The sequence below is a fragment of the Microcoleus sp. B7-D4 genome, assembly GCF_036705125.1.
Lineage (GTDB): Bacteria > Cyanobacteriota > Cyanobacteriia > Cyanobacteriales > Microcoleaceae > Microcoleus.
On sequence record NZ_JAUBTT010000010.1, the window covers coordinates 68,766 to 88,321 of the forward strand.

General features: G+C 46.3%; 21 protein-coding genes, 1 tRNA gene and 1 pseudogene. 13 read left to right on the forward strand and 10 right to left on the reverse strand.

Annotated elements, in window-relative coordinates; all coding sequences use genetic code 11:
• Nucleotides 1-117: 117 nt before the first annotated feature.
• From QUB12_RS06070 to rlmD, 3 genes are all read right to left on the reverse strand, one after another.
• Entirely contained in the window at nt 118-432 is a 315-nt protein-coding gene (locus tag QUB12_RS06070; RefSeq protein ID WP_106331699.1) for a DUF433 domain-containing protein, read from the reverse strand.
• 110 nt (nt 433-542) lie between these two features.
• Nucleotides 543-770, reverse strand: coding sequence for an addiction module protein (locus QUB12_RS06075; RefSeq protein WP_333305975.1), 228 nt, complete (start codon nt 768-770; stop codon nt 543-545).
• A 357-nt stretch (nt 771-1,127) separates the two neighbouring features.
• Nucleotides 1,128-2,540, reverse strand: a complete 1,413-nt coding sequence (gene rlmD / locus QUB12_RS06080) for a 23S rRNA (uracil(1939)-C(5))-methyltransferase RlmD (protein ID WP_333305977.1) — start codon at nt 2,538-2,540, stop codon at nt 1,128-1,130.
• Between the two features lie 23 nt (nt 2,541-2,563).
• Here rlmD and QUB12_RS06085 point away from each other — a divergent pair, with 23 nt between their 5' ends.
• Both QUB12_RS06085 and QUB12_RS06090 read left to right on the forward strand, forming a co-directional pair.
• On the forward strand, nt 2,564-2,926 hold the full coding sequence (locus tag QUB12_RS06085; protein ID WP_333305980.1) for a hypothetical protein: 363 nt from the start codon (nt 2,564-2,566) through the stop codon (nt 2,924-2,926).
• A gap of 96 nt (nt 2,927-3,022) precedes the next feature.
• A complete protein-coding gene (locus tag QUB12_RS06090; RefSeq protein WP_190746013.1) occupies nt 3,023-3,508 on the forward strand; it encodes an allophycocyanin subunit alpha-B in 486 nt (161 codons plus the stop codon).
• 234 nt (nt 3,509-3,742) lie between these two features.
• Here the strand turns inward: QUB12_RS06090 and QUB12_RS06095 are convergent, their stop codons facing one another.
• Nucleotides 3,743-4,027 (reverse strand): hypothetical protein, encoded by a 285-nt coding sequence (locus tag QUB12_RS06095; protein WP_333305982.1) that lies wholly within the window; start codon nt 4,025-4,027, stop codon nt 3,743-3,745.
• A gap of 323 nt (nt 4,028-4,350) precedes the next feature.
• Between QUB12_RS06095 and QUB12_RS06100 the strand changes: the two genes are divergently transcribed.
• A complete protein-coding gene (locus QUB12_RS06100) occupies nt 4,351-4,752 on the forward strand; it encodes a helix-turn-helix transcriptional regulator (protein WP_333140698.1) in 402 nt (133 codons plus the stop codon).
• 123 nt (nt 4,753-4,875) lie between these two features.
• Here QUB12_RS06100 and mazG read toward each other — a convergent pair whose 3' ends face one another.
• Together mazG and QUB12_RS06110 are read right to left on the reverse strand one after the other, a co-directional pair.
• Complete coding sequence (gene mazG, locus QUB12_RS06105; protein ID WP_333305984.1) at nt 4,876-5,703, reverse strand: nucleoside triphosphate pyrophosphohydrolase; 828 nt, start codon at nt 5,701-5,703, stop codon at nt 4,876-4,878.
• Nucleotides 5,704-5,773: 70 nt separating this feature from the next.
• Nucleotides 5,774-6,493: a metal-binding protein gene (locus QUB12_RS06110; protein ID WP_333305986.1), complete on the reverse strand. Its 720-nt coding sequence runs from the start codon at nt 6,491-6,493 to the stop codon at nt 5,774-5,776.
• Nucleotides 6,494-6,565: 72 nt separating this feature from the next.
• On the opposite strand from QUB12_RS06110, the gene QUB12_RS06115 reads away from it, so the two are divergent.
• The 5 genes from QUB12_RS06115 to QUB12_RS06135 all read left to right on the forward strand — a co-directional run bounded on the left by QUB12_RS06115 (nt 6,566) and on the right by QUB12_RS06135 (nt 9,800).
• Nucleotides 6,566-6,637 (forward strand) — tRNA-Val (locus QUB12_RS06115).
• Between the two features lie 186 nt (nt 6,638-6,823).
• The gene (locus tag QUB12_RS06120; protein ID WP_333305988.1) at nt 6,824-7,207 is read left to right on the forward strand and encodes a hypothetical protein; all 384 of its coding nucleotides are present in this window, start codon (nt 6,824-6,826) and stop codon (nt 7,205-7,207) included.
• Nucleotides 7,208-7,362: 155 nt separating this feature from the next.
• A complete protein-coding gene (gene ygfZ, locus QUB12_RS06125; protein WP_333306015.1) occupies nt 7,363-8,412 on the forward strand; it encodes a CAF17-like 4Fe-4S cluster assembly/insertion protein YgfZ in 1,050 nt (349 codons plus the stop codon).
• A gap of 173 nt (nt 8,413-8,585) precedes the next feature.
• Nucleotides 8,586-8,963, forward strand: coding sequence for a hypothetical protein (locus tag QUB12_RS06130; RefSeq protein WP_333140709.1), 378 nt, complete (start codon nt 8,586-8,588; stop codon nt 8,961-8,963).
• A 75-nt stretch (nt 8,964-9,038) separates the two neighbouring features.
• Nucleotides 9,039-9,800, forward strand: a complete 762-nt coding sequence (locus QUB12_RS06135; protein WP_333140710.1) for a DUF72 domain-containing protein — start codon at nt 9,039-9,041, stop codon at nt 9,798-9,800.
• Between the two features lie 100 nt (nt 9,801-9,900).
• On the opposite strand, the gene QUB12_RS06140 is transcribed toward QUB12_RS06135, so the two are convergent.
• The 4 genes and pseudogenes from QUB12_RS06140 to QUB12_RS06150 all read right to left on the reverse strand — a co-directional run bounded on the left by QUB12_RS06140 (nt 9,901) and on the right by QUB12_RS06150 (nt 12,427).
• Entirely contained in the window at nt 9,901-10,041 is a 141-nt protein-coding gene (locus QUB12_RS06140) for a hypothetical protein (RefSeq protein WP_333140712.1), read from the reverse strand.
• A gap of 29 nt (nt 10,042-10,070) precedes the next feature.
• The gene (locus QUB12_RS37495) at nt 10,071-10,715 is read right to left on the reverse strand and encodes a group II intron maturase-specific domain-containing protein (RefSeq protein WP_445300657.1); all 645 of its coding nucleotides are present in this window, start codon (nt 10,713-10,715) and stop codon (nt 10,071-10,073) included.
• Nucleotides 10,716-10,721: 6 nt separating this feature from the next.
• Nucleotides 10,722-11,603: pseudogene (locus QUB12_RS37500) on the reverse strand (reverse transcriptase domain-containing protein); the annotation flags it as partial.
• Nucleotides 11,604-12,172: 569 nt separating this feature from the next.
• Complete coding sequence (locus QUB12_RS06150) at nt 12,173-12,427, reverse strand: hypothetical protein (RefSeq protein WP_333140716.1); 255 nt, start codon at nt 12,425-12,427, stop codon at nt 12,173-12,175.
• Nucleotides 12,428-12,445: 18 nt separating this feature from the next.
• On the opposite strand from QUB12_RS06150, the gene QUB12_RS37505 reads away from it, so the two are divergent.
• The 5 genes from QUB12_RS37505 to QUB12_RS06170 all read left to right on the forward strand — a co-directional run bounded on the left by QUB12_RS37505 (nt 12,446) and on the right by QUB12_RS06170 (nt 19,521).
• Complete coding sequence (locus QUB12_RS37505; protein ID WP_445252018.1) at nt 12,446-12,760, forward strand: Uma2 family endonuclease; 315 nt, start codon at nt 12,446-12,448, stop codon at nt 12,758-12,760.
• 940 nt (nt 12,761-13,700) lie between these two features.
• On the forward strand, nt 13,701-15,206 hold the full coding sequence (locus tag QUB12_RS06155) for a mannitol dehydrogenase family protein (protein WP_333305992.1): 1,506 nt from the start codon (nt 13,701-13,703) through the stop codon (nt 15,204-15,206).
• Nucleotides 15,187-15,930, forward strand: coding sequence for an HAD family phosphatase (locus QUB12_RS06160; protein ID WP_333305994.1), 744 nt, complete (start codon nt 15,187-15,189; stop codon nt 15,928-15,930). The genes QUB12_RS06155 and QUB12_RS06160 overlap by 20 nt, the downstream gene beginning before the upstream one ends.
• A 346-nt stretch (nt 15,931-16,276) precedes the next feature.
• Complete coding sequence (locus QUB12_RS06165) at nt 16,277-17,773, forward strand: mannitol dehydrogenase family protein (protein ID WP_333140722.1); 1,497 nt, start codon at nt 16,277-16,279, stop codon at nt 17,771-17,773.
• A gap of 431 nt (nt 17,774-18,204) precedes the next feature.
• The gene (locus tag QUB12_RS06170; protein ID WP_333140724.1) at nt 18,205-19,521 is read left to right on the forward strand and encodes a transposase; all 1,317 of its coding nucleotides are present in this window, start codon (nt 18,205-18,207) and stop codon (nt 19,519-19,521) included.
• Nucleotides 19,522-19,556 lie beyond the last annotated feature (35 nt).

The window sequence follows — 19,556 nt, forward strand, 5'->3', positions numbered from 1 at the left end:
TTGAAGGGCGATCGCCCTTTCATTCCCAAAAAGCGATCGCCCTAAAAAGGAATATACTCAACAGCATTCCTCCATTCATCGGATTCTGAGGCTAAAGCAAGGAGTTCCAAATACCACTTACAACAACCCCTTAGCACGCATTCTCACGAAAAATGGTGAAGGCGAAAGCAGAGATTTTTCCTGTTGTACCTGCTCCCATTCCGTGCGAATCTCCTGCTCAATTTCAGCTTGAAAGTCGAAGTAATAAGCCATTGCTGCATGAGCCTCCGACTGCATCAAATAAGGATGCTGGCGACACATCTCTTCCACTGACCAACCGTAAGCTAGATAATCCATCACAATCTGAGCAACCCGCACGCGGGGTATCCGCTGTAACCGTGCGGGTTGACCCGCTACTTTCTCGATATGAGGATAAATTAAAGCTGATGTCATTGCTTTTTGGATCTATCTCTACAGGATATTAGCATAAATAGTCTTATAACAGTCAGCAAAAATCCAAAGAATTAAACAAAGCGATCGCCCAACTCCATCCATCCTCATCATTATGCTACGATTGGCCTAATCTGAGCTAACGCTTCTTCTCCTGGAATTGGCTCAATCATACCGCTTCGGATTTCATCGCGACGTTGCTTAGCTTCCACAGTCCACAACTTTTGAACTGTTCCGTCTATATCAAATTCAAGACTCTCAACTAGCATCTCTGCTAACTGCGCTCTCAACGCATTTAGCAAAGATAAAGCTTCTTTCATCAGTCGCTCAATTGATAGCATAATGGTATCCCAACTAAAATCGCTAAATAGTTAAGTTTAAAAGGCAGCACATTGTACAATCTTGTTTGATTATAGCCTAAGTCGGGGCGGGTTTATTAGATTACTGGTATTAGGCAGAGATTGTTGGTAAAACCCGCCCCTACGCGCTCGCAAATTATTCGATCGCGAATCAACCTTTTATATCGTGCCTGTTAGCTTCGGTTGAAAAGTGTTTTTGATGCTGTAGGGGCGGGTTCACCAACAATAATTGCCTGTAATCGACAATCTCATAAACCCGCCCCCACCCAATGATAAATCGCAATCTACCTCTTTCTTGATACAAGATGAACATACATAAATGCCATCATGTCCACCTACCTACCTCACCAAAAACGCCGCACACTCAACATGAGAAGTCTGAGGAAAGAAATCAGCCGGCTGCACTCGCGCTAACTTATAATCCCCATTTTCGCACAAAATCTTCAGGTCGCGAGCCAAAGTAGCAGGCTTGCAGCTAACATAAACAATACGATTTGGTTTGATTTCCTTGATAGCTTCCAAAACCGCGCGATCGCACCCTTTCCTCGGCGGATCTAGCAGCACAATATCCGGTGTCAATCCCAAGGAAGGCAGCAAACTCTCTACAGTTCCGGTGTGAAAATCGACATTTCTCACGTCATTTAACTCAGCATTTAATTTTGCTTGTTCGATCGCCGCCGGTTGCACTTCTAAACCTATGGCTATTTTTACTTGTTTTGCCAGGGGTAAAGTAAAAGTACCAATTCCGCAGAAAGCGTCAACCAAAATCTCGTTTCCCTGCAAATTCAATTCCCCTACCATCACCTCTAACAACGCTTCAGCCGCCTCAGTATTAACCTGAAAAAAAGTATCTGCTCTTAGCTGAAATTTCAAACCAGCAAAACTTTCTCGCAGATAAGAACGACCCGCAATGCAGCGAGTTTCCGTCCCAAAAATCACATTAGTTTGAGCGGGATTGATATTCAAACAAACACCTACCAATTGAGGATATTGTTTCAGCCACTCTGATGCTTGCTCTTCTAGTCCCGGCAACTCTCCAGTGCGAACTATTAAAGTTAGCAGCATCTCGCCCGTGCGCCGTCCGATCCGCAAGGACAAATGACGCAATTCTCCTGTATGTTTCTTTTCGTCGTAGACTTGCCAATCCCGCCAGTGGATGTCTTCTTTGACCTCTTTTAACAAAGGATTGAGGCGCGGATCTTGCACCGGACACTGATTGAGATTGACTAATTTGTGGGTGCTTTTTTGATAGTAACCTGCTTGGACTTGACCTGTTGCAGATATTGCCACGGGATAAGTCGCTTTGTTGCGGTATCCCAAAAATTGGGGAAATCCCTCGATTTTTCCCGTTAAAATTTCATCCACTTGGGGATTGCTAAATCCGCCAATCCGTTCTAAGGCTTGAATGATTTGATTTTGCTTGGCTGCAAGCTGATATTGATAATCTACGTGCTGCCACTGACAACCGCCGCACTTGTCGGCGACAATGCAGTTAGCTCGAATGCGGTGTTCGGAGGTTTCCAGAAGTGTGTCCAGCTTGCCTGTAGCATAGGTGGATTTGACTTGCACGAGGCGGACAAGGACTCGATCGCCCGTCACGGTATCGGGCACAAACACTACTAACTCACCAAAACGACCAACTCCGTCGCCGGTGTCTGTCAAGTCGGTAATCTCTATCTCAATCAGTTGACCTTGCTGGCAAGGGTTTGCCAATTTCGTCGAGTTTGGGGTCGGGAATTTAGATTTGGTCACAAGTAGTCGTGGTAGGATTTAATATGGTAATGCAATATCGCTCTCTCTTTCCTGAGATAAGTCGTAGCGAAGCGGGGCTCCATCCATCGCACTCAAGCTCAATAGCAGGCTGTATTCCTGCTGCTGAACGTCTTGCTGCTAAAGCCAAGCTTCAACCTGCAAGTCAAGCCTGCCGTGAGTTGTCTCGATCGATCCTGTGCGATATGCTGTTGGGGCGAGCTAGCAAAAACTCGTTAAACAGTCAAAGTGTCTGCCGACATCAAAACTCTCACTCGCAGTTTTTGAGTTTTTCCCGCAGTACCCTGGAACACAGGGAAACTGGCTTGAACATCAAGCATAACGTTTGCGGAGATTTATCGGCTACTTCTAATGTTGATAAATGTTAGAAGCAAAGTAAATCGCCCAACCAAGAATCTCGTCTTTAAGGGATGAGAATGTCAATTAATCTTACTCTCAAATATCCTCAATTTTTTTGAATAACAATGAGCGTAGTTAGCCAACTAATTCTCCAAGCCGACGACGAACTTCGCTATCCCAGTACCGGCGAACTTCAAAGCATCAAAGATTTTTTTAAAACCGGAGAACAGCGGGTGCGTATTGCTACTGCGCTGTCTGACAGTGAGAAAAAAATTGTTGAAGAAGCTAGCAAAAAACTCTGGAAAAAACGCCCTGATTTTATCTCTCCTGGCGGCAATGCTTACGGCCAGCGCGAACGGGCTTTGTGTCTGCGCGACTACGGCTGGTACTTGCGCCTGATTACCTACGGTATCTTGGCGGGTGACAAAGAGCCGATCGAAAGCATCGGTTTGATTGGCGTTCGGGAAATGTATAATTCTCTCGGCGTTCCTGTTCCTGGCATGGTCGAAGCTATCCGCTGTTTGAAGGAAGCTTCTTTGGCTTTGCTCAATCAGGATGATGCTAAGGAAGCAGCTCCTTATTTTGATTATATCGCTCAGGCAATGTCTTAATTGCTTTGGCGATCGCTTTCCTGAATGTGGCGGAGCATTCGCGGGTGATTTTTGGGGTGATTTTATCTCGCAATTGCTCGCAAATGTTTCGCTTCTGTTTTTTGGCAAGGAAGAGTTGACAGTTGACAGTTGACAGTTGACAGTTGACAGAATCAAAGGCAAGGGTTTGAGCAATTAACAGCGTCCTCACGGTTGGGTGCGGTTGCTAGTGTTAGGAAATCTGCCTCATTTCCGCTAGGAAGCAATGCTGTTTAAGCTTTCCCAGATGTTGAGTTCGTCTTGTTTGTCACTGCACATTTGATTTAAAAAGTCAAGTGTTTTTGGGATAAATTGTTTTTTGAATTTCCGGCTGTCGTAGTGAATGGATGTTTTGAGCTGCGAGAGTTCTCCAAGGGTGGGGCAGGTTTGGATTTGATGGGCGATCCTCTTCGAGGGCTTCGCTAACGCATTTTGCCATTCTTCCAGCCTGCGGTAGCTGACAAACAGGCCGCCTCTATCCCGATGGTGCACAAAAACCACGAAAGCCCATGATTCGACTCGCTTAATCAGGTTTTGGCTGATTTTGAGCAGTTGGGCGATGGCTACGCCCCGGCTTACGCCTACGACCTGACGGTGATGCGGAGCTTTTTCGAGGGCTGGATGCGGCGAAACAGTGCTGTCATGGCTGTATACTCAGGGCTTGAGAGGCAAGTTCGGTTTAGAGTCAATTACATATTACTATATCAGACTCTTATTGCACTTGTGAAATAAAGTTAATTTAAACTTCTTCAGCTCAGATGTTGCTCGTGCAACCCTCAATCATTGATGCTGTGCTAGTTTGAGAGTTAACGTAGGTAGGAAAAATGTCAGGACTCTCTAACAAAGCTGTGGTAGACAAAGAGCAGGAATTGCGTCCCGTTCGCTTCACGGAGACGGGGCGGATGCGTTTGGGCAAGATGTTAAAGGCTGCAAGACAGACAATAGGTTGGTCTGTTAGCGAAACACAGTTCAAAACAAGGGGGTACGAAGAGGCGCTGTTCACAGCTACAAATCAACCCGTACCCAAAGATGTGGGTATCAGTGCCGCAACAGTCAACCGTTACGAACGCGGGAAGCTGGATAATTTGGATTGGCGATCGCTCTCTCTGTTATGCTTTGTCCTCAAGCCGATCGATCCGGTGACAGGGGAACCCCTGGAACCGACAAATGCTTTATATATCGCTTGCGAACATCCCCCGTACAATGACGCGAAGCTTTACGAATAGTTGATTTTTGATATCTGATTAAAGAAAATTAGTTAGATTGGGAGTTTTTAACCGCAGAGGGCGCAGAGGGCGCAGAGTTAGAGAAGAGAGAGATTAATCATTCTGATACCAACGGATTTGATATTACGCATCGCCCTTTTGTTGAGCAATTAAAGCTTTAGCTTGCTGCCACAGAGATTCTAACTCTTCTGGGGCATAATCTGACAAAGGTCGATCGCACGCAGCCTCCACCATAGCAAACCGTTGCACGAAGCGATCGTTCGTTCCTTGCAAAGCAGCCGACGGATCTAAATCGTACCAGCGAGCTAATTGAATCAACACAAACATAATATCTCCCAATTCTGACTGCTGCGCTGCCTTATCCTCGTGTTTGAGAGCGTGTTCAAATTCTGCCATTTCTTCGTGAAATTTATCCCAAACGCCGTCTACACTGTCCCAATCAAAACTCACTTCCGCAGCTTTTTGAGAGATTTTCATCCCGGCGGTTATCGGCGGCAAAGTGCTGGCATAACGGCTCATTCTCGAGGCTAAAGTTGCGGGCTTTTCCGAAGTTGTGCCTTTTTCTGCTGCTTTGATTTTTTCCCAGTTTTCGTTGACTTCATCGACGCTGTTGATTTCGACATCGCCGAAGACGTGGGGATGTCGCCGAATTAGTTTTTCTGTTATGCCTGCAGCGATTTCGGCGAAGGTAAACTGATTGGATTCGCTGGCAATTTGAGCTTGCAGAATTACCTGTAACAGTAAGTCGCCCAATTCTTCGACGATCGCATCTTTATCTCCTTTGCGAATCGCGTCGGCGGTTTCATAAGCTTCTTCGATTATGTGAGGAATTAGAGTTTGGGGAGTTTGAGCTAAATCCCAAGGACATCCGCCGTCGGGCGATCGCAATTTAGCCACAACTTCTATAAGTTCTTTGAGTGCTGTGAGCGATCGACTTTCAGAATTAGACATAATAATTTACCTTTTATATCCACCGCCAAGACGGTTATAACGTTGTTAATGGCTCCAACCATTGATTTTATTACATCTTCCTTCTTCTTCCTTCTTCCTTCTTCCTTCTTCCTTCTTCCTTCTTCCTTCTATCCTTTACATCCGTTACATCCGTTACATAATCCGTTGCCGAACTTCCTTCTTCCTTCTTCCTTCTTCCTTTCGCTATAGATTTGCTAGATGTGCGAGTGGGAGCTTTGATTTTGGGCCTCTTAATTGTCTTAGGAGACCGCAACCCGCTCAATCCTTTCTTTTTGAATCTTTTGTAAGCAGAGCCGCCCCAATCGCTCAGATAGTGGCTCATAGCGCCCAATTCTAGACCGATATAAACGGCTAAAAATTCGATGTGGTGTTCCCAGATCGATCGCCCGTAACTCAAAACCACATCCTGCCAATTCCAGCCGAAGTTTCCGACTTTTTCGGCAATTGCCAATCCCACGATTCCGAGAACCGCGATCCAGATAGCGAGGTACAAGATTCGCAAAGCAGTGCCGATCAGAGGGCCGTGGGACAAAAAAGAGCGGTGGCGCAGGCTTTTTTGGTACGGGAGCCAAATGGGTTTGAACCATCCCCAGCGCTGATACTGGCAGGAGTAGATATCCAAGTCGGGGCCAAACATCAGCCCGCCGAATAAGAAACTGCCGGAAACGAGCAAAGTCAGGTTGCTGCTCTGAGTCTGGCCAAAGGTGAGGGCTGCCACCAAGGGCAAACTCCACAGGGTTATTTGATCGTGGGTGCGGCCAGAGGGCATTTAAAGTTTAGGATTTTTTTTACTTGATCTTTCTGAGTTACTGTGATATGATAAATCCCGGTGAGTGCAATTGGGTGATTAGCTCAGTGGTAGAGCGCCTGCTTTACACGCAGGATGCCGTAGGTTCAAATCCTACATTACCCATCCGATAACTCAATATCAACAGTTTCAGCCGTTTTTAGCCGTCAAGCCGAGAACGGCTGTTGCTGTTGAGGGTTGACTGTTGAATTTGGTGACGACTCAATTTAACATTCTGTGGCGGATGTCTCAAAAGTTGGCACCCAATGCTAGAAAATTAATTTATTGATTTTCTTTTTTAGAACCCTGTATATGAAGCCTAAAATAACTAGCCCGATCGCTTGGCAGCAAGCTGAACTGCTCATGCAGCCAGCGATGATCCGAGTGATCGACAACATCCGCAAACAATTAGAGGAGTCAGTTTGGACGGGTACTTATCAAGAAGTGCAGATTCCCATTCCGGGCTATCAACTAATTTTAGAGCTTCAAGGCGAGCAAAGATGTATCGATATCTGGGAACTTTGCTATCGAGTCTGCTTTGTCAACTACCAGCCCGCCCACAGTCAAATCCAAAGCCAAGAAGTTGTAATTGATACTAGCTTGATTGATGATGAGACTGGCGATGTAGATTGGAATCGTCTTGATGCTAAAGCCAGTCAATTAATACAAGAAATATTCGCCAATTTGGGTAAATAGTCAGTTGACATTTGTCAGTTGACAGTTGACAGTTGACAGTTGTCAGTGGTGAGCTTTCCAGCCAACAGCGAACAGTTAACAGTCAACAGTTAACAGTCAACAGTCATCAGTTAGTTAACAGTCAACAGCCAACAATTAACAGTCAACAAAATCTTATGATTCAAGAATTGCACGACATTCAAGCAGCGACAGGTGCTACATTTGCAGAGTTAACAACCAAAGAAATTGTGCCAGTCAGTTTTGGTAACGACGCAGAAGCGATCGCAGCAACGAAACAAGGTGTGGCTTTGTACGATCGCACTCACTGGGGACGCATTCAAATCTCAGACAGCGATCGCCTGCGGTTCTTGCACAATCAAAGTACCAATAACTTTAATATACTCAAACCCGGTCAAGGTTGCGACACCGTTTTCGTCACATCCACCGCCCGGACGATCGACCTCGCCACCGCTTACGCTACAGAAGATGCCGTACTGCTGCTAGTTTCAGCCAACCGCCGCCGCCAACTGCTGGAATTGCTCGATCGCTATATTTTCCCAATGGATCGCGTCGAGTTAACAGATTTAACCGATACAACTGTTGCTTTCAGTGTCCTCGGCCCGGAAAGCACTCAACTATTAGAAAAAATCGGAGTTACCGAACTCGAAAATCAACCTTACGCTACTCACAAATTGATAAATTTTGCAGGTATTGACATCCGAGTTGCGGTTGGTAGCGGTTTAGCGACTCCCGGATACACGTTAATTGCGCCAGCAAGCGATGCAGCCAACTTGTGGAAGGAATTAGTCCAAGCTGGGGCCGTACCGATGGGCGATCGAGTTTGGGAACAACTGCGAATCGAACAAGGACGCCCCGCACCCGATTTTGAACTCACAGACGATTACAACCCCTTAGAAGCCCGTCTTTTACACACGATTACCTATGACAAAGGCTGCTACATCGGTCAAGAAACAATTGCCCGGTTGAACACCTACAAAGGAGTCAAACAGCAACTTTGGGGCGTGCAGTTAAGCGGTGCGGTTGAACCCGGAACAGCAGTCACAATCGGAGAGGATAAAGTCGGCAAACTCACCAGTTTTACGGAAACTGAATCCGGCTTTTTTGGTCTTGCTTACATCCGCACAAAAGCGGGCGGCGAAGGACTGAAAGTGCAAGTCGGATCGGTGTCAGGGGAAGTAGTAAATGTACCTTTCTTAAGTTCGTAGTTGCGCTCGGTCGCCTGTTGGCGGCGCAGCGCCAAAAACTTTTTTGTTGAGGTTGATTTGCGAAGAATGCTAACACCATAAATTGGTTCAAAGTCCTATCTTTAGATAGATTTGCAAACCAACAACAGCAATTAATCTATATTAGAGTCGTCACAAAAAAACAGAGTTTTTCAATGAAAAAGTTTACATCGCGCTTAGTTACAATTTGCCTGCGAGTAGGAATCATCTTTGCTGTAGGAATAGCGCTGATTTTTAGCTCAGAATTGGGATTGTCGGGCGACAAAATGCAAGCGATCGCTACACCTTTAACCCCAGAAGCTAAGTCTTACGAAGTTGCCCGTCCCGCTCAGCAGCCAACAAGCGATACAGAGAAGGATGCCACGGGTGTACTTGACAATATCCGAGAAAAGCTGAATCTCGACCAACCCATTGCCCCCAGTACCAAAAAATTTATAGAATCGGTAAAAGATAACGTGGGCGAAGCAGTTACGCCGGGACAGGAAGCAGTAGAAAAAGCGGCAGAGCGAGGTAGCAGCGATCGAGCCAACTAATTCAATCGCATATCAAATTCTTAGTCCCTCTCTGGTGGGACGAAAGTTTGTGTAGTAGCGATTTCAAGCCGAATCATGGAAGCGATAACGAAACCGGATTTGATTGTTCATATTGGCACTTCAGGTTGGAGTTACGACCATTGGGAAGGTGTGCTTTATCCCCACCAGCTACCGCCTCGCTCTAGGCTCGATCGCTACATCCAGCACTATCAAACCGTCGAAGTTAATAGCACCTACTACCGCTGGCCACCAAACACTACCTTCGCTAACTGGCGAGAGCGCCTCCCCCAAGGATTTCTGATGACCGTAAAAGCGCCCCGTGGTCTAACGCACTCCAAGCGTCTTTACTCCCCAGAAAAGTGGTTGGAACGCATGAGTGAGGGACTTCAATGCCTGGGCGATCGACTGGGTATTCTGCTCGTCCAGCTTCCTCCCCAGTTCGGCTGCGATTTGGCCCGGCTAGCTTACTTTCTAGAACAGGTGCCCTCCTGGATCAAAGTAGCTGTGGAATTCCGACATCCAAGCTGGCACACAGAAGAGGTATTTTCGCTGCTGGAACGCGAAGGAGCGGCTTACTGCGTGATGAGCGGCGCCCACCTTCCGTGTATCCTGCGCGCAACAGGCTCATTTGTCTATGTGCGCCTCCACGGCCCCGACTCCCACAATCTCTACGGCGGCTCCTACTCGGATGATGATTTGCATTGGTGGGCCGATCGCATCCACGAGTGGGAAAGCCAGGGGCGAAGCGTGTTCGTCTACTTCAACAACGACGGAGAGGGAAATGCAGTGAGGAACGCTTCAAAGCTAAAAACCTTTGTGGAGAATGGTACTTCCTGACAGACTCTGATTGAGAGCGTTCCCATTCTTTTGGGCGCATTCAAAACGCTCCGCACTTCCCTGAAGCTGAATTAGAAATCGGAGATGGCGTTCGTCTAGGTTATTGTTGGACGATCGCACTCACCCCGAACCCGCACATCCAACTCAACATCACCCACCACAAGCCGATCGCATCCAACTCAACATCACGATCGCACTTTTGGCTCCATTTCAAACAAACCCCGTAGGGTGCGCTTGACATTGGGAAACAGTTTGAGTCGATGGGAGGTATTATCCTCCGCACCTCTCAGTTAGATCCGGACGTGCTGGTTTCCCCGCATCCGGCTCCCGATGTTCTTGGCTTGCGCCTTTGCTCATGTGGATATAATCGTGGCAGCTTTCGTGAACCGCTAAGAGGTTATTAGTTTTCGAGTTATTATGGTTTCCATCTACATGGTGCAGATGTACCTTTTCATCGCCTAGCATTTTTAGACCACATTTCCCACATTTATGGTTTTGCCGTTTTAAAGCTTTAGAGGTTTCGCCGTTATAGAGTTTGCTGTTACGCTCACTCCAGTAAGCTATATCTCCGTCGTAGGGTGATTTCTCCCCTTTGACATTGACAAATTTGTTTTCGGAGTGAGGAACCGCCGGGAACGCCTTTTCTACCAGTTTCCTGGCAGTATAGCGGTTCTGTTTTGATTCCTTGTTAAATACCTTGAAGGCTCTATTGTTGAGGAACCACAGCGAAAACCGTGACCCATCTAACTTACAGTAGCGATGGTAATTTCTCCAACCTCTAACTACAGGGGCTAATTTCTCAGCCTTGTCCGTAGCACCATAATTCGAGTTGTTAACGATGTGTTTTACCTTCTGACGAAACGCTTTAAAATTGTCCGCTGATGGAACGCATCTAAATTTCCCGTTGTTTTGCACTTTGAAATGCCAACCGAGGAAGTCAAATCCATCTGTCGTAGCAGTTAGCTTGGTTTTCTTTTCACTAACCTTCATGCCTCGTTCTGCCAGAAATTTGCTGACTTTATCAAGTATTGCCTCCGCATCATCTTTAGGTTTCAGAATTATTACCATGTCATCCGCGTAACGGACTGATTGATGTATTTCCTCAATCCCATTGAGAGCGATATTGGCTAATAATGGACTAACCACACCCCCTTGTGGGGTTCCTTGTTCTGGAAATCCTGGATTGACTCCTGCTTTTAGACAGCGGAATATTCCGGTCTTGATGCCTCTTGGGGCGATGAGTCGTTCCATTATGCTGGTGTGGTTTATCCTGTCGAAGCATTTTTCGATATCGAGCTCGATAACTCGTTTTTCTATTCCGTTGCAACAAGAGCGTAGATTATTAAATAGGATTTTTTGCGCGTCATGCGCCGACCTTCCTGTTCTAAATCCATAACTCCTAGCGTGGAAAGTTGCTTCGTGCGCTGGCTCTAGCGCGTATTTTGCGAGGCATTGCCAAGCTCTATCGGCGATAGTAGGTATCTTAAGGAGGCGGGTACTCCCATCCTTTTTAGGGATTGGTATTGAACGTAACTTCTGATGTTTCCAGTTGTTATTTTTGTCTCTGAGTTCTTCACTCAGGGAAAACCTTTCCTCAAATGTGAGTGAGGCTTGGACATCGATTCCCGCAGTCTTTTTGCCAGCATTTAGTTGAGTTACTTGACGTATCGCCAACATTCTTGCAGCCCGAGATTTCAGAATTAGCTTTTGAAGGGACTTCGCTTTCGGCTTGTCTCCAACCTGAATCGCTTTAAACACTCGTTTTTGTAGGCGAAATAAATTACGGCGGAATTTCTTCCACGGTAACGTCTTCCAAGATTCACGCTTCGTTGCTGTTGTGTCTAATCATGCTCTGCTCTAACTTATGTTTTCTGAACACCTCAGACCAATTACGGTCTGTCCTACCCGAACTAAGGGAGTTCCGCTGCTCGTCTAGCCTACGAAAGAGTTCGACTTCCCCTTGACCCTCAGCTCGTTTTTCTTCGTTCCCTCGGTTAGATTGATTGTTCCTTTAGGTGGAGCCACTTTAACTACTGGATTCCCTGGACTCTTGCCGATATTATTTCGATATTCGGCGGGAATAATTTCCAGTGGAGTCGGGTGGTTGGTCTGTGTCCCGCTCCGGAGTAAGTTACTTTTCTAGGCTCTGTTTTCACCATCGGAACTCCCCATTAACGCCAGTGTCACCCCACATTGGATGTCTGATTGCGTCCTGTTCCCAGCTTCATTCTCCAAGAATCGAGCTTGGTCGGTGTGGGCAGATAGGGAGTCATACCTGAGTCTGGTAGAAGGGGCTTGCACCCTTATCAGACCGAGAGTTCAGCCTTGTGGCTGGAAACGCTATGTACGGACTGATTACCGTGATTCACGTTTCAACGAATCGCACCGAAATACTCCGTCAGTTTCTCGATGCGATAATTAAACGCTTTGTAGGGGCGTTTGAAGTACAATTGCACCTTCCCTCGGCGTTCCCACACTCCCAGCAAGTTGATGGCAACCTCTGAGTAATGTACTCTCACATCCCGCTGCACTTCGGCTATCCCTTCCTCCATTAGTCGAGTAGTAATTCCAATTTTATAGAAGCTGTTGCCGTCAGCTTTTACCTCAAGAAAGTAGAGCGAGTTCACTCTTGATGCGCCTCAATTGTGCGCGGTAAATATTCAAATCTGCCCGCCGTTCGTCCAAACAAGATAACTCTTCCGCGCGGCCAACATCTACGGAGCGATCTAACTAACAGGGAATTGAAAGCCCCTGCTTATTCTCAGTCAGGAATCAGGGAGTATTGGATTCTAGATATCAATGCCCGTCGATTGTATGTGTTTCGGGAGCCAGGGGCAGAGTGTTATGCTAGCCCGATTGTATTGGCAGAGTCGGATTTAATCGCAGCTTTGACATTTCCAGATTGTCAACTGTCTGTGGAGGATTTGCTCAGGAGGAGTGCACCGCCCAGTTGTGAGTGAGGAAACTTTAAAAATTTATGGACAGACTGAAACGGACTTGCAATGCTGTATCAGCCATCCGCTACAGACAGCACTTTTCAAGGCAAGCGTTGTTTTTTGGACGCTTGCTACACAAACGCCAAACTCTAACTTAACTGCTTGTAACGAAGTATACACTTGATTGTGTTTATAAGTCCCTCTAAAGAATTATTTGTATATTCTCCTGAAGACAGATGATAGCAGCGACCAAGGTAAATAACATACAAAGTGTACAGAGTTATTAGGTAATCTAAAGGCAGAATTTAAAAGCAGTCTATTTGCGCCTTATAGGAAAGACATTCGACTGACGACGCACTTGCCCAATGTAAACAAAGTGGCAGTATGTGGTGTAGTCTTGTGCCTTACTTCACGTTAATGACTACTTGATATTTGATAGTTAATTAATTAAGTTTACCTGATTTCTTCTTTCTCTGTTCTACCTGTAAAACCCTATTTACCCAGTTGTTATAAGTACCTCTAAAGAATTGTTTGTAGATTCTCCTGAAGACGGATGATAACAGCGACCAAGGTAAATAATATACAAAGAGTACAGAGTTATTAGGGAATCGAAAGGCCGAATTTAAAAGTAGTCTATTTGCGCGTTATAAAAAAGACATTCGACTGACGACGCACTTGCCAAAGCTAAACAAAGTGGCAGTATGTGGCTTAGTCTTGTGCCTTACTTCAGGTTAATGACTACTTGATATTTGATAGTTAATTAATTAAGTTTACCTGATTTCTGCTTTCTCTGTTCTACCTGTCAGACCCTAATTACCCTGTGGCTAAACGTTTCCTTGTAGATGCCACAGAGTATACCTAAAATTTTCCCAGTTTAAGATATTTGTCCTGCTTGTAGGTCATGGGCTATACCCAGACAGACCTACTCTTTTTTACCTGATTATCCACTTCTTTAAGAACTGTCATGGTTAACTTACTCAGACCGCCCAGTGTTTCTTCGAGTTCTCGCTTCGGTACTGTAACTGGTTTGTGGAGGCAACAGTCTCTTTACGACAGGAGGACGCTTAAGACTGGTATCGTCCATTTCGGGCCAGGTCGTTTTTTTAGGGGGCACCTTGCCTACATTATACATAACTATCTTGCACAGAAGGATTCCCAAGAGCAGAGATGGGGGATTTGTGGGGTTAGCCTCCAGAGTCAACAGACCATTACTAGGTTGAAACCGCAGAGATTCCTTTACACTTTGACCAAACACTCTAGTTGCGCTCAAAATCGTGAGGAAGCGGAAGTTATAGGTTCTATCAGGGAAATAGTTAATGGTAGAGAAAAGTGCGAGTATGTGCTTGAAAAGATGGCGTTTCCCTCGGTGCATCTGGTGACTCTTACTATTACTCAAGGAGGCTACCATCTAGACAAGAATTTTAATCTCGACACCACGAATGAAGACATCGCGCACGATTTGCAAAATCCTTCCACTCCAACTACTGCAATTGGCTTTATCGTAGAGGCGCTACGCCGACGGCGCGATCGCAAAATGACCCCGTTCACCACACTTTCTTGCGACAACCTCCCAAGAAACGGGGAAATCCTGCGAAAAGCAGTGCTAGCTTACGCTGAAGAGATCGATCCTCAACTTGCAGAATACATCAGGGATAACGCCACGTTCCCTAATTCTGTTGTAGACAGGATTGTGCCTCAAGAGCAAGAATCCGACTATAACTACCCCAGCCGACTGTTGCAAGTTCGCGATCGCGCACCCATTGTAACCGAACCATTTTGGCAGTTTGTCGTGGAGGACAACTTCACAGGCGATCGACCCAAGTGGGAAGATACGGGGGTGATTATGACTAGCGACATCACTCCCTTTCTGTATATGAAGTCGAGATTCTTGAATGCAGTACACTCCTTCATAGCCTGTTTAGCTGTAAGAGCAGGTATAGAGTATATGCACGAGGCGATCGCCCTACCGGAATTCCAGTTGTTTACTCGGCATCTCATGGACGATATCGCAGCAGCAACACCAGTGCCTCGCCAGATGTGCGAACAATATATGGAACAGGTGTTACTAAGGCTCAGTAACGAGGATCTTCCCGATACTACTGAGAGAATCTCTTCAGAAACAGCCAGGAAAGTAGGCAAGTATATATTTCCGATACTTCAGGATGCTTATAGCCGAAAAGTCAGCATGAAGCGGATTATACTTCCTGTTGCGGCGTGGCTTCTTGCAGTCAGAGAAGAGGCGAGCGAGTCTGGTCAACCCTATTATGCCAAGGATACCCAAAGCGCAATTACAGCCATTCAAAAAGGCGCCGTAATTAGTGGGATTCTGGGATTGGACAATTGCGAACACACAGAGGTCGTAGATAATGAATGCCACAGGGCTTTGCAAGATATCCAGACCCACGGACTATTGACTACGCTTAAGAATTACAGTGAGGGAGGTCTTTTAAATGAAACAGCTTCAGCATGATAAGGTGGTGCTTTTCGATCATGACGGAACTGTTGTTGACAGTGAAACCATAGCACTTAAGAGCGCATGGAGGCTGACAAATGAAGTGGCTCGTGAGTTCCCTGGCGCTCAATACTATGAGCTTGAGGACTTTGTTAAATGCTTCGCCGGAAAACCCTACAGGGAAATACTCAAAAAGCTCTACCCAGATCCATTAACCAGTCTTAATGAGCGCGATATTGACAAGCTAGTGGCTGAAGAAGAAAAGAGAGCGATCGAACGGCTTACTATAGAGGCAAAAGCGACGGTCGGAACGCCCCAAGTGCTGTCTTCCCTGCGCGACGACGGATTTAAATATGCACTTGTAAGTAACAGCAGCTTACAGCGGCTGAGTGCTTGCCTTGGTGCTGCTGCCCTGACTGACTATTTCCCAAGCCAGCAGGTATTTAGCGCTCACGACTCTCTCCCGGTTCCGCGTCCCAAGCCGCTTCCTGACATCTACCTATATGCAGTGAAGTGTCTGGACGCTGAAGTTTCCGATTGCGTGGCAATTGAAGATTCTATCAGTGGGGTAAGGTCTGCCGTTGCCGCTGGAATTGGGCAGATTATCGGTTATGTAGGGGGAACTCATATAAGCGAGGATGAACGAAGCAGCCGTGCAGATGCTCTTGTGTCGGCTGGTGCCCACAAAGTTATCGATCAGATGCACGATCTTATCGGTCTATTATCACCAACCCCAGTGTAAGGACACGGGGCATCAGGCGATCGCTTGATGCCCTTAGCCTGGTGTGTGAAAAATTAGATTTTGTCAAGAATAGCTCGGGCGACAACTTCATCGGCGATCGGTTTTGCGATCGACTTGCCATGCAGAGCCGCCAAAATTGAACAAGAATTTCAAAGGTGGTACCCGCCACGTGATTTATCCGTGGAATCAATCCAAAATCGAAAATCGAAAATCCTCAAGCCCCCGCATTTATCCGTGAGGTCGCCTCTAAAATCTAAAATCTAAAATCTAAAATCGATTGACTCCACCTTTTTCAACCATCCTGCAATACTGATAATAAGCCGTGATCACAAGGTCATAAATTAAGATGAACAGCAATACCAGCACAGACTCAACAATCAAGCTGAATCAAGCATCCCTGTCTCTTTTACCTGGAAACGTGCGCGTACCCAAGTACGATCGCCCTCAAATTACCAATGGCATTGTGCATATTGGGGTTGGTGGATTTCATCGATCGCACCAAGCGCTCTATCTCGATGATTATTTCCATCAGAATCCTGGTAGTGACTGGGGAATTTGTGGGGTTGGATTGCTTGACAATGACTATGACAGGCGAATGCGGGATGCGCTTCAATCCCAAGACTGTTTGTATACCTTAGTTGAGCAATCGCCTGAGAGCGATCGGGCTCGGATTATTGGTTCAATTACTCGATATCTATTTGCACCAGACAATCGTCAAGCAGTTATTGAAGCATTAGCAGATCCCAAATGCCGAATTGTTACTCTAACGATCACTGAAAGCGGCTACTACTACATTGAAGGAAGTGGCAATTTCGATGTAAACCACCCGACGATGCAGCACGATTTGCAACATCCTGACCAACCAATTGGGACATACGGTTTTTTGACAGCCGCACTCGAAAAGCGGCGTAAACAGGGGTTGGCCCCCTTTACAGTCTTGTCCTGCGACAATATCCAGGGCAACGGCAACATGGTGCGGAAAATGCTAACGACATTTGCCCAAATGCGCGATCCAGATTTAGGAAGTTGGATTGCTGAACAGGTTGCGTTTCCCAACTGCATGGTCGATCGCATTACTCCGCTGACAACCCCAGCAGATATCAAAATGGTGGCCCAACAGTTTGGTATTGATGATGCGTTTCCATGCGTCGCGGAGCCTTTCACCCAGTGGGTAATCGAAGATACCTTTTGTGCAGGCAGACCCGATTGGGAATCCCTTGGCGTACAGATGACTAAGGATGTTCATCCCTATGAAATGATGAAAATTCGGCTGCTCAATGCCAGCCATATGCTGATTGGCTATCTCGGCTCTCTGGCAGGTTATAACTACGTTTATGAAGTCATGGCTGATCCCTTGTTCCAGCAAGCAGTCGCTAACCTGATGGACGAGGTGACACCAACGCTCCAACCCGTTCCTGGGATCGATTTAGACGATTATAAAAAAACTTTAATTGAACGGTTTTCCAATCCCAAAATTCGCGATCAGCTTCCGCGCCTTTGCCTGAATGGATCGGCGAAAATTCCTAAGTTTGTTTTGGGTTCGATCCGCGATAAATTACAACTTGGAGGTGCGATCGATTACCTAAGTTTGACGATCGCTGCTTGGTGTCGATACATCAATAGTCATGATCAACAAGGGCAACCTATTCCCATTGATGACCCATTAGCAGACATCCTCACTCAACGCGCCAGTGTGAGTGAATTAGATCCCAGACCATTACTGGGCCTATCTGAAATTTTTGGAGATTTAGGAGAGTCGCCGCGTTTCGTCGAGGCTGTTGCTGACAAGTTGCGTAGTTTGCATGAGTTTGGTGCTCAAGGAACGCTAGCGAGATTGTCGTAGGAACTATCCGCATCCGTGAGGAAACTTATTAGAGAATGCCACGGCTGCACTACGTTAAAGCCGTGGGATTCTCCCGTCTAGCCCACCTCTATGTCTACGAGTGCAAAGGGAAATTCAGCAGCCAATACAGCGCAATATTGATTGAGGTCATTCTTTCCTATGTTCCCTCTCACCAAATCATCTATCTTAAGGCAGATTCTCCTGAGTGATTAACTCAGATTCAACTAAACCAAAAGGAGTCCCGCGCTCTACCTGTACTCAGGTGAGCGTCGGGAGGAATTTGCGTGAGCCCGGAGAGCCGCCCAGAACCAAACCGATAGCTTTAGGTGCCGAAGGTGAGGGGCGGTCGATGAGCGAACAAATTATTTTTGCTACACCACTTGCTTTTGCCATCTTCACGAGATAGAATTTTCTTAGAGTTTGTGAAAGTAATGCCTCAAATAATCACCGCCAAGTTAAAACTAAACCTGAATACCGAGCAAAAAGCTTTGGTGTCTCAGACTACATTAGCCTATCGGGATGCCTTGAATCATACTTCGCGAGTTGCTTTTGATGCGAACAAAACCAGCAATGGTGCTAAGTTGCAAAAAGCTGTCTACAACGAATTGCGAGTTAGATTTGGGCTTGGCGCTCAGATGGCTTGCAACGTACCCAGACAAGTATCGGCAACCTACAAAACTCTCTGGACTAAGGTAAAACAATCTAACGACGCTATTTCCAAAGGGTACACAAAGAAACGATACAAAGGGCTAGATCAACCCCCTAAATACATCTCTCGAACCTGTACCTTAAATTATCAGCGCGACTACTCGTTTAAATCCGAGCAGATGGTGAGTCTTATCACCCTGGCTGGTAGAATAGTAGTTTCCTATGACGGCTACAACAAGCATTTGGATTTAATTGCCAATGGTTCCAAGGCCCTGGCAGCTAAGATTGTCTATCAGCGTTCCTCTAAAGTTTACTATTTGATGGTAGCTGTTGAGGTAGAAACCCCTGAACTTGACCCGCTGAAAATAACCAGAGTTTCTGGTGTTGATGTGGGAATGCGCTACTTAGCCGTAGAAACAGACTTACAAAACAAGTCTAATTTCTACTCAGGCTCAGAAGCTAGACATAAAGCCAACCGCTATCACAAGGCTAGACAAACTCTTCAGCGTAAAGGCACTCGTTCGGCAAAGCGCAGACTAATTGCTTTGTCGGGAAGAGAAAGACGGTTTATCGCTGATGTGAACCACCAAATCAGCAAGGATATTGCAAAGCCTCACAGCATAATTGGGCTAGAAAATCTAACCGGAGTTAGGGATAGAACGAAGTCAAAGTCTGGCAAAAAGGCTAGCAAGAAGCAGCGAAAAGCTAATCGAAATAAAGCTAAATGGTCGTTTGCCGAACTGCACGGCTATATTGACTACAAAGCTAATCTGAACGGCTCTTTGGCTACTAAAGTCCCAGCTCATTATACTTCGCAAAGTTGTCCAAAATGCGGACACACATCAGTAGAGAATAGACCGAGAAAAGGACTATTATTTCGCTGTGAATGTTGCGGACATGAGCTTCATGCTGATTTGGTGGGTGCGAGAAATATTGCCATGAGAACGTTACTCGTCCGGCAGGACTGGACGAGTACGGGGATCTTGTCAGCATCCCCTAATGTGTCGGGCCGTGAAACTAAAGCTGAGATTCTGCAAAGGTTCTCAGAATTGCGGTGGAGCTCAGATACAAGCCCACATCTCCGGCGGTACTCCGCTTGATGCTGGGTAGTTGACTGGAGAAGACCGTGTATGCC

Bases quoted from the DNA above. Each gene is read 5' to 3' on its own strand.
- QUB12_RS06120 (WP_333305988.1), top strand. From the start codon at position 6,824: ATGAAGCCTAAAATAACTAGCCCGATCGCTTGGCAGCAAGCTGAACTG.
- mazG (WP_333305984.1), bottom strand. From the start codon at position 5,703: ATGTCTAATTCTGAAAGTCGATCGCTCACAGCACTCAAAGAACTTATA.
- QUB12_RS06110 (WP_333305986.1), bottom strand. From the start codon at position 6,493: ATGCCCTCTGGCCGCACCCACGATCAAATAACCCTGTGGAGTTTGCCC.
- QUB12_RS06100 (WP_333140698.1), top strand. From the start codon at position 4,351: ATGTCAGGACTCTCTAACAAAGCTGTGGTAGACAAAGAGCAGGAATTG.
- QUB12_RS06165 (WP_333140722.1), top strand. From the start codon at position 16,277: ATGAACAGCAATACCAGCACAGACTCAACAATCAAGCTGAATCAAGCA.
- QUB12_RS06090 (WP_190746013.1), top strand. From the start codon at position 3,023: ATGAGCGTAGTTAGCCAACTAATTCTCCAAGCCGACGACGAACTTCGC.
- QUB12_RS06085 (WP_333305980.1), top strand. From the start codon at position 2,564: ATGGTAATGCAATATCGCTCTCTCTTTCCTGAGATAAGTCGTAGCGAA.
- QUB12_RS06135 (WP_333140710.1), top strand. From the start codon at position 9,039: ATGGAAGCGATAACGAAACCGGATTTGATTGTTCATATTGGCACTTCA.
- QUB12_RS06170 (WP_333140724.1), top strand. From the start codon at position 18,205: ATGCCTCAAATAATCACCGCCAAGTTAAAACTAAACCTGAATACCGAG.
- QUB12_RS06155 (WP_333305992.1), top strand. From the start codon at position 13,701: ATGGTTAACTTACTCAGACCGCCCAGTGTTTCTTCGAGTTCTCGCTTC.
- QUB12_RS06070 (WP_106331699.1), bottom strand. From the start codon at position 432: ATGACATCAGCTTTAATTTATCCTCATATCGAGAAAGTAGCGGGTCAA.
- QUB12_RS06160 (WP_333305994.1), top strand. From the start codon at position 15,187: ATGAAACAGCTTCAGCATGATAAGGTGGTGCTTTTCGATCATGACGGA.
- QUB12_RS06130 (WP_333140709.1), top strand. From the start codon at position 8,586: ATGAAAAAGTTTACATCGCGCTTAGTTACAATTTGCCTGCGAGTAGGA.
- QUB12_RS06140 (WP_333140712.1), bottom strand. From the start codon at position 10,041: ATGTCAAGCGCACCCTACGGGGTTTGTTTGAAATGGAGCCAAAAGTGC.
- QUB12_RS06075 (WP_333305975.1), bottom strand. From the start codon at position 770: ATGCTATCAATTGAGCGACTGATGAAAGAAGCTTTATCTTTGCTAAAT.
- ygfZ (WP_333306015.1), top strand. From the start codon at position 7,363: ATGATTCAAGAATTGCACGACATTCAAGCAGCGACAGGTGCTACATTT.